The organism is Candidatus Saccharimonadales bacterium, from assembly GCA_036397795.1.
Classification (GTDB): domain Bacteria; phylum Patescibacteriota; class Saccharimonadia; order Saccharimonadales; family DASWIF01; genus DASWIF01.
Map to the genome: position 1 here is coordinate 1 of DASWIF010000001.1, position 6,914 is coordinate 6,914.

The following is a 6,914-nucleotide window of genomic DNA, read 5'->3' on the forward strand; positions in this document are numbered from 1 at the left end:
GTCATGGGTGCCGGTAATGGCCAGAGCGGCAGCTGGACTAGCTGGACATCGCCGCTCACAGAAAGGACCGACAGTCCAAATCCCACCTCGGCCGTGCTGGGTACAGCGAGCGGTATAGAAACCTCGACCCAAACCAATAAAACCTATGTTGCAACCGCCAGCGTCGGCGACATCTTACGCGGCACCGGTATTGTGGCCTCCTGGGACCACGGTTTGGTGGGAGATACCGGAAACGAGGTTAGACCCGGAGTTTACTGGGCCCGGCTCAGTACCTCCAACAGCGAGATTGAAAGCCCAAATCCGGGTGCCGGCGCCTGCACTGACTGGTGCACTGATAGTGCCTACGATTTACCTAATGAGAGAGCCGGTCTTTCATTAGTGGCTTACAATGGCTTTCTCTATGCCATCGGCGGTGTCGATGATAGTGGCGTGCGTTCAAACGATATTTACATTACTAAACTGGGCGCCAATGGTGAGCCGAGTCTGTGGCATCCGACTGATTCTGATAAAAGCAACTGGGTGTACTGGTATCAATCCGCGACTTACGACCTGTCTTCAGAAAGAAGCTACCTGGCAGCAACGGCATATAATAATCGGATTTATATCTTAGCCGGGCAGACTAATGCTAGCCCGGGCGGTATCACCACCGTAGAATATGCTAACCTCAGCCCGACCGGTCTTTACGGCAGCTGGAGTAGTACGGGTATGTCGGCCTTGCCCTCTGCCCGGCATGGTCACGGCGTGCAGGTTTATAACGATTATATGTATCTGATAGGCGGCAATTCCAGCGGGACGCTCCAAAGCAGCGTCCACTACGCCAAATTGAACAATGACGGGACAATGAACCCTTGGGTGGCAACCAGTAGCTTTACGACCGCCCGCTCCAGTTGGGGTGGAAACTACTCCACGGTTTGGGGTGGTTACATTTATCTAGCCGGTGGTTGTACGGCCATCAACGGCAGTGGCTACTGCACTACCATTGCCGACGACGTCCAACTGGCCAGTATCAACGCCGACGGTAGTCTGGCTCCGTGGGGTAGTATGAGCAATATTTCCAACCAGCGGATTGGTTACGGCCTAGTGTCTTGGCGCAATGCTATTTACCGTGTCGGTGGCTGCACTTCCCAGAACGCCACAGATGGAACTTGCGAGACGGTGACTTCCACTACCCATTATGGGGTAATCAACCCGGCGGGCGAGGTCTCCACCGTCAGCATCTCCGTGCCCAGCGGCACTAGTCCCTGCAGCGGTGGCTCGCCGACCAATTGCGACTTGCCGCCACCCGGAGATGACGCCGGCGAAGGCGGACAAATGTTATCTGCCACGACCATTCTTAACGGCTACCTGTACGTTATTGGCGGCTGTATTGATTATGATTGCGACGGCACCAACCCGGCTGGGGACGACGACGACGTTTCGGGTAACGTCTCCTACGTCTCGATCGGCTCGGACGGGAGGCTATCAGCGCCCAGCTCGTGTGGTGGTACCAGTTACGGCGCCTGGTGCGTCGACTCAACCAACCGGGTAAACGGTACCACTGGAGTAGCCGCGGCCGGGGTGGCGACTTTCAATAACCGAATTTATATCGTCGGCGGCCTGACTGGCGGCGGTATTTCGACCAACATCTACTACAACTCGACTAATAGCGACGGCAGCCTGGCCAGCTCTTGGTCGAGCGTCGATATGACGACTGCCGGTATTGCCGAGGACGTGGCTTACACTTACGCTTATGCTCGGGCCAACCCGGTCTCAGCCGGAACCAATCCCGGCAATCTGTTCTTGTTCGGTGGCTGTGGCAACATAACCTCCGGCGCTGGTTGTGCCAGCAGCGACTACGAAACCGAAGTTTATAAGTGCAACATCACAACCAGCGGCAGTGTTTCAGGCTGTTCTACATCTGGTCAACTACAAATAGACTCAACTCCAGGATCGGGTGGTACCGACGGGTTAGGTATTCACTCGGGTACGGTCTACGCCAATTACGTCTTTTTAATAGGTGGCTTCTCCCAGGCGGAAGGAGACAAAGACGACGTTCTATATGCTCAGATTAATAACAGCAACAACGTGGTGGCGGTGTCGGGCAACGACTGGATCGAGTCGCCCAATAAATTATCTATTGGCCGCCGCCGAGGCTGGGCTTTTGGCTACAACGGCCATGTTTACGCCGTTGGCGGATATGACGATACCGGAACTGGGATCATTCCCTTTATCGAATGGTCCAAAATGAACGTGTCAGATGGCAGCATCGACTCGTTCATAACCTCATCGGTGACCATTAATCAACGCTGGGGGTTAAGTATGGCTGTCTCAAACTCCTATGCGTACGTGATCGGGGGGTGCGATGTCGGCGCCAGCCCGAGTAGCTGCTCTAGCTTTGAACCTTCGGTTCAGACTTTCCAGCTCTACAACAACGATTCGGGTACCCCGGCTAGTTACAGCGCCAGTACTAATTTGTTTACAACCGATCGTCTCGGTAGCAGTGCTGCCGTGCTTAACGGATATATCTACATGGCCGGCGGCTGCGTTAGCGCCGACGACTGCTCGGATGCTACTAACAACGTTCAATACGCCGCGCTTGATGCCTACGGCAACGTTGGCTCCTGGTCATCTACCAGTGCTAACCTGCCAGCCGATAGGGCCTGGGGTCAATTAGAAACGGCTGGCGGCACGCTGTATTACATCGGCGGTCAGAGCGATACCGCCACCGACGAGAGAGCCGAAATTTACTACGGCACGCCTTCATCAGGAGATGTTAGCACTTGGAATACGGCCAGCAACGGTTTGCCAGCAGCCAGAACACAGCACGGCGCGGCTGTCTGGAACAATCGCATTTATGTCACCGGCGGTAACGACACTTCAGCAACTGCTCAAACCACTGTTTACGTCAGCCCACAGCTTAGCTCGGGTGGTAACATTACCAGTGCGTGGTCGACGTCGACAGCGTTTAACGTCGCCCGAAGCGGCCACACCACGGTTGCTTACGCCAACAACCTCTATGTTTTAGGGGGTTACACTGGTTCGGAGTATTTGAGCGACGTTCAATTTACGCAAATCAACACCGATGGCACGGTTGATTCTTGGTCTTATACCACCAATCTGCCAACGCCGCTCAGGCAAGCCGATGGCTTTGCCTCGAATGGTTACATGTATCTGTTTGGCGGCCGTTCGGCGAACGCCACATGCTACAGTCGAACTCTAGTGGCGCCGATCAGTGCCAACACCACCATTGCGACTGGTAACAATCCGACTGGTGTCGGCGAGTGGTACCAAACCAATCAAGCCTACACCGGCGAGCGTTACGGCAACGCAGCCGTTTTATATCAAGGCAAGGCCTACGTTCTGGGCGGTGCCTGCGCCAATTCGACTGCCCCGGCGGTACAATCAATTACCCAAAGTATCTTTGACTCTGATACCGCCACTCATAACGTATCGATGCCGGCTACGGTTGATGCCGGCGATTTGCTTCTAGCTTTGTTTACTAGCGACGGTAGCGCTACCGTGAGTGTATCTGGCGGCGGCTGGTCGTCTATTAGCAGTACCGCTAACGGTGGCAACGTTAGGGCCTCGGTCTTTGCTAGACTGGCTGACGGAAGCGAAGACGGCGGCACCTTCGACTTCCAGACCAGCGCCGGAGAGCGAGCTACCGCTCAGGTGTATCGTATTCTTGCCGCCGATTGGTACGGAAGCATTACCAATAGTGTCGATGCCACAGGCGCCAGTGCCGGTAATACCAGCACGCCAGATCCTGGAACGCTCAATCCACCAAACTGGGACGTTGAAGCCACGTTGTGGCTGGCTTACGCCGGTGGCAGCACCTATACCTCAGTCACCTCTTATCCCTCAACTTACACCAACGGTACGCACACTGTCACCATCGATACCAGCAACTCCGGCGCCAGCACCTCCAGCGCTCGGTTGACGGCCACAGCCGCTAGTGAAAACCCAGGCAACTTTAGCATGGGCTCGACGGATCAAAGCGTGGCCTACACCGTAGCCGTGCGCCCAGGGCTGGACCTGACCGGTTCCAATCGGGTCGTTCAGACTGCGCTATTGTCTCAGCCGCAGGTAGCCAAGTACTCCCGGATGATAGATACCGATACCGATGTCTTTCCTAACCGCTGGCTTATGAACGGGGTGGATAATTCCATCGGTGCCCGTTGGCAGACCATCTATCGTTCCTCGACCGCCGCCAACGCTGCCTGGGGGCAGGAGACTGACTTTGGCGACACCACGCTCGGTACGGTCAATACCTACACTCCGCTTGATGGGTCTGGGGTTGATACCGAATTTGCCCGCTACGTTTATTTCTCGATCAGCATCGACGCTTCGCAAACCTATGGCTATCCGGACGACGTTAGCCGGGGGCCAACTATTACTGACATAACACTGTTCTTCACCGCTGATCCGGGTAAGCGCTTAAGGCACGGTAAGACTTTTACCGGCGGGGAGAAGCAACCACTCGATACGCCCCCGGGGCCTTAAAAAGTTGCTAGAATAAGATTGATGGATAACCAATTCCACCAAAGAAAACGAAACGACTCGGCGGCTAAGCCAGAAGATTCTTCCATCAAGCCCGGAGACGCCGTAATTGATTTATATGATGACTTTAAGGATCCTAATCCGGACAGACTAGAAGCTGATGTTGAGGAGTTGAAGAAATTGGCTCAAGCTGATGCCCTTCGGGCCTACGGTTGGCTCAGGCGAACACTCCACTCAACAAAAAACACCGTGGCCAGGATCGGTGGCAAGTTAATAATTTTTAAAAATCGCGGGTTTTTACTTGGACTAACAGTCGTTTTAGTGGTTTTTATCGGCTTTAGAGTGTTTACTGGCTCGGCCAAGGAGACTTTAGGCGAAACCGACACCGGTTTAGCCACCCCAAGTTTTGATACACTTTTGCCCGAGTCCTACGACGAGAGTGGCGTAAAATATGATCCTGAACGAGAGGTAGCAACCCTCCAAGCCGACCTAAACGGTGTTTCGGTCACCATCAGCCAGCAAGTCTTGCCAGAGGATGTTAAATCCAAGCCAGACGGTGTCGAAAAATTAGCCATCTCGCTATCTGACAAGCAGACAATAAATCGTCTGGTGACCGACAAGGGCCTAGCTTATCTGGTGACGGCCGAGAGCGGACAGCAAACACTTATCTTTAGTCACTTGGGACTACTAGTCTTTTTACGAAGCCCGCTAACGTTAACGGACGAAACTTGGGTTAACTTTGTCAACAGCCTAGACTAATAATATGGGGTAAAAAGCTTGCAAGCTTAAGGATTTTTGTGTACAATCTAGTTCAGCTCAAAGTCAAAAACAAAAACCTTAAAATGACTATAAGAGGTATGAAACGGGACAAACGACAGTTGCCGGGTTGATATTTCTTGATAGAGCAAAAATAAAAATGACCGGAACATATCATATAACCAATTGGATTTCCGTCAGGCCCAGACCATTTTTGGCCCGATTGGACAGCCGATCAACTAACGCCGCGCGTTTGCGGGTGTTAAGTGGTGTCCAAAAACAGTTGCCGTCAGAGTTATCCGGTCCATTGAGGTCGTTCACCACAACCAGATCGGGAGAAGGGGTGTCGTTAGCCTTTTTGCGATCAAAACCATTAACGGTAAAAACAAAAACCAAAAAAACAGAGGTACTACTGCCCTCTGTTTAGTATTTAACTAGCGACTGCAAGCTTCATTGAAGCTCGGATAAGCGCCCAAGAACAGGGCGCTTTATTCGTGGGTCAAATACATATATATCATCCATGCTATATTGTATCTTAAGTTGTTGAGTTGATATCACTTGGCGGGTAATTACTAAATTCTCAAGAGGCCACGGCTATCGCGTCAGTCTGGGCTGAAAGTTATCCACAAAAGCCATCCTCGTTTTAGGGGTGAGACAGTTGTGAATTATAACCACTTTTGTTATCATGCTTGTGGCTTGTATCTAAACACAAAAATATGGTTAAAAACAGATACAGGTGGAACCAAAACAATAACAAAAAGGCGTAACAAGGCGTAAACAAGGCGAGTACTCATGTTAATGAGTACGACTGTGGGTGGTTATTGACTCACAGCAGTATTAAGATCAGCAGACTCCTAAATCCTTAGGGGCCGAAGATCCTTTAGCAACTCACCACGGCTATTTCTTGTTGCGAATCAACATACGTGAGATACGTATGCCAAGACAAACAACCAACAAGACCTAACTCAATCGAGTTAACAGGGGAAGGGACAGCACAGCTGCCCCGTTTTGCGTTGTTGTCAAAATTAAGGGACGAGCGTTGGTTCGACTCAGTACTTCACGCCTTGGTGCTGGGTCGAACGAGCGTTGTGTCCCTGTTGGTATTAATCGGCGCCTTAGTTGCTCAACTAACTGTTCCGGCCTCGCCGCTAATCGCGGCTGCATCCGATGAGCTCAACTTTCAGGCGCGACTGCTAAACGACGCCGGCGGTTTGGTGCCGGACGGAGATTATCACGTCGAATTCAAGCTCTATGATTCGGCCGCCGCCGGCGGTTCTGCCCAAGGTGTTTGTGTCGGGGGAGGCACCGACGATTGTCTGTGGGTAGAGACCCACACCACCGGCAATTTGGTGAGGGTGGTGAATGGTTATCTGACCGTTCAGCTTGGCTCGATAACGACTTTTCCGGCAATTGACTGGGGCGAGGAGATTTGGTTGTCGATCAACATTGGCGGTTCGGCCGGGTCGGCGTCATGGGATGGCGAGATGTCACCGAGGATGAAAGTCTCGGCTGTGCCGTTCGCGTTTGATTCCGAGCTACTCGACGGCCGTGATTCCACCGGCTTTGTCCAACTTGACCCCGGCGCTACTCCCCAGGCTGTCAGTACGGCCAACAGCGCTATTGCCGTCAACCAGACCGGCGCCGGTAACGTCTTGCGGCTGCAAGGCGGGGGAACTGAC

General features: G+C 52.8%; 4 protein-coding genes. 3 read left to right on the forward strand and 1 reads right to left on the reverse strand.

The window, feature by feature from the left end; genetic code table 11:
* Together VGA08_00005 and VGA08_00010 are read left to right on the forward strand one after the other, a co-directional pair.
* On the forward strand, positions 1-4,482 hold a 4,482-nt coding region (locus tag VGA08_00005; protein ID HEX9678997.1), incomplete at its 5' end, for a hypothetical protein.
* 21 nt (positions 4,483-4,503) lie between these two features.
* A complete protein-coding gene (locus VGA08_00010; GenBank protein HEX9678998.1) occupies positions 4,504-5,238 on the forward strand; it encodes a hypothetical protein in 735 nt (244 codons plus the stop codon).
* Positions 5,239-5,409: 171 nt separating this feature from the next.
* Here VGA08_00010 and VGA08_00015 read toward each other — a convergent pair whose 3' ends face one another.
* Positions 5,410-5,559, reverse strand: a complete 150-nt coding sequence (locus VGA08_00015; GenBank protein HEX9678999.1) for a hypothetical protein — start codon at positions 5,557-5,559, stop codon at positions 5,410-5,412.
* 692 nt (positions 5,560-6,251) lie between these two features.
* Here VGA08_00015 and VGA08_00020 point away from each other — a divergent pair.
* Positions 6,252-6,914, forward strand: a 663-nt coding sequence (locus VGA08_00020) for a hypothetical protein (protein ID HEX9679000.1), incomplete at its 3' end; no start/stop codon positions are given.

Bases quoted from the DNA above. Each gene is read 5' to 3' on its own strand.
- VGA08_00010 (HEX9678998.1), top strand. From the start codon at position 4,504: ATGGATAACCAATTCCACCAAAGAAAACGAAACGACTCGGCGGCTAAG.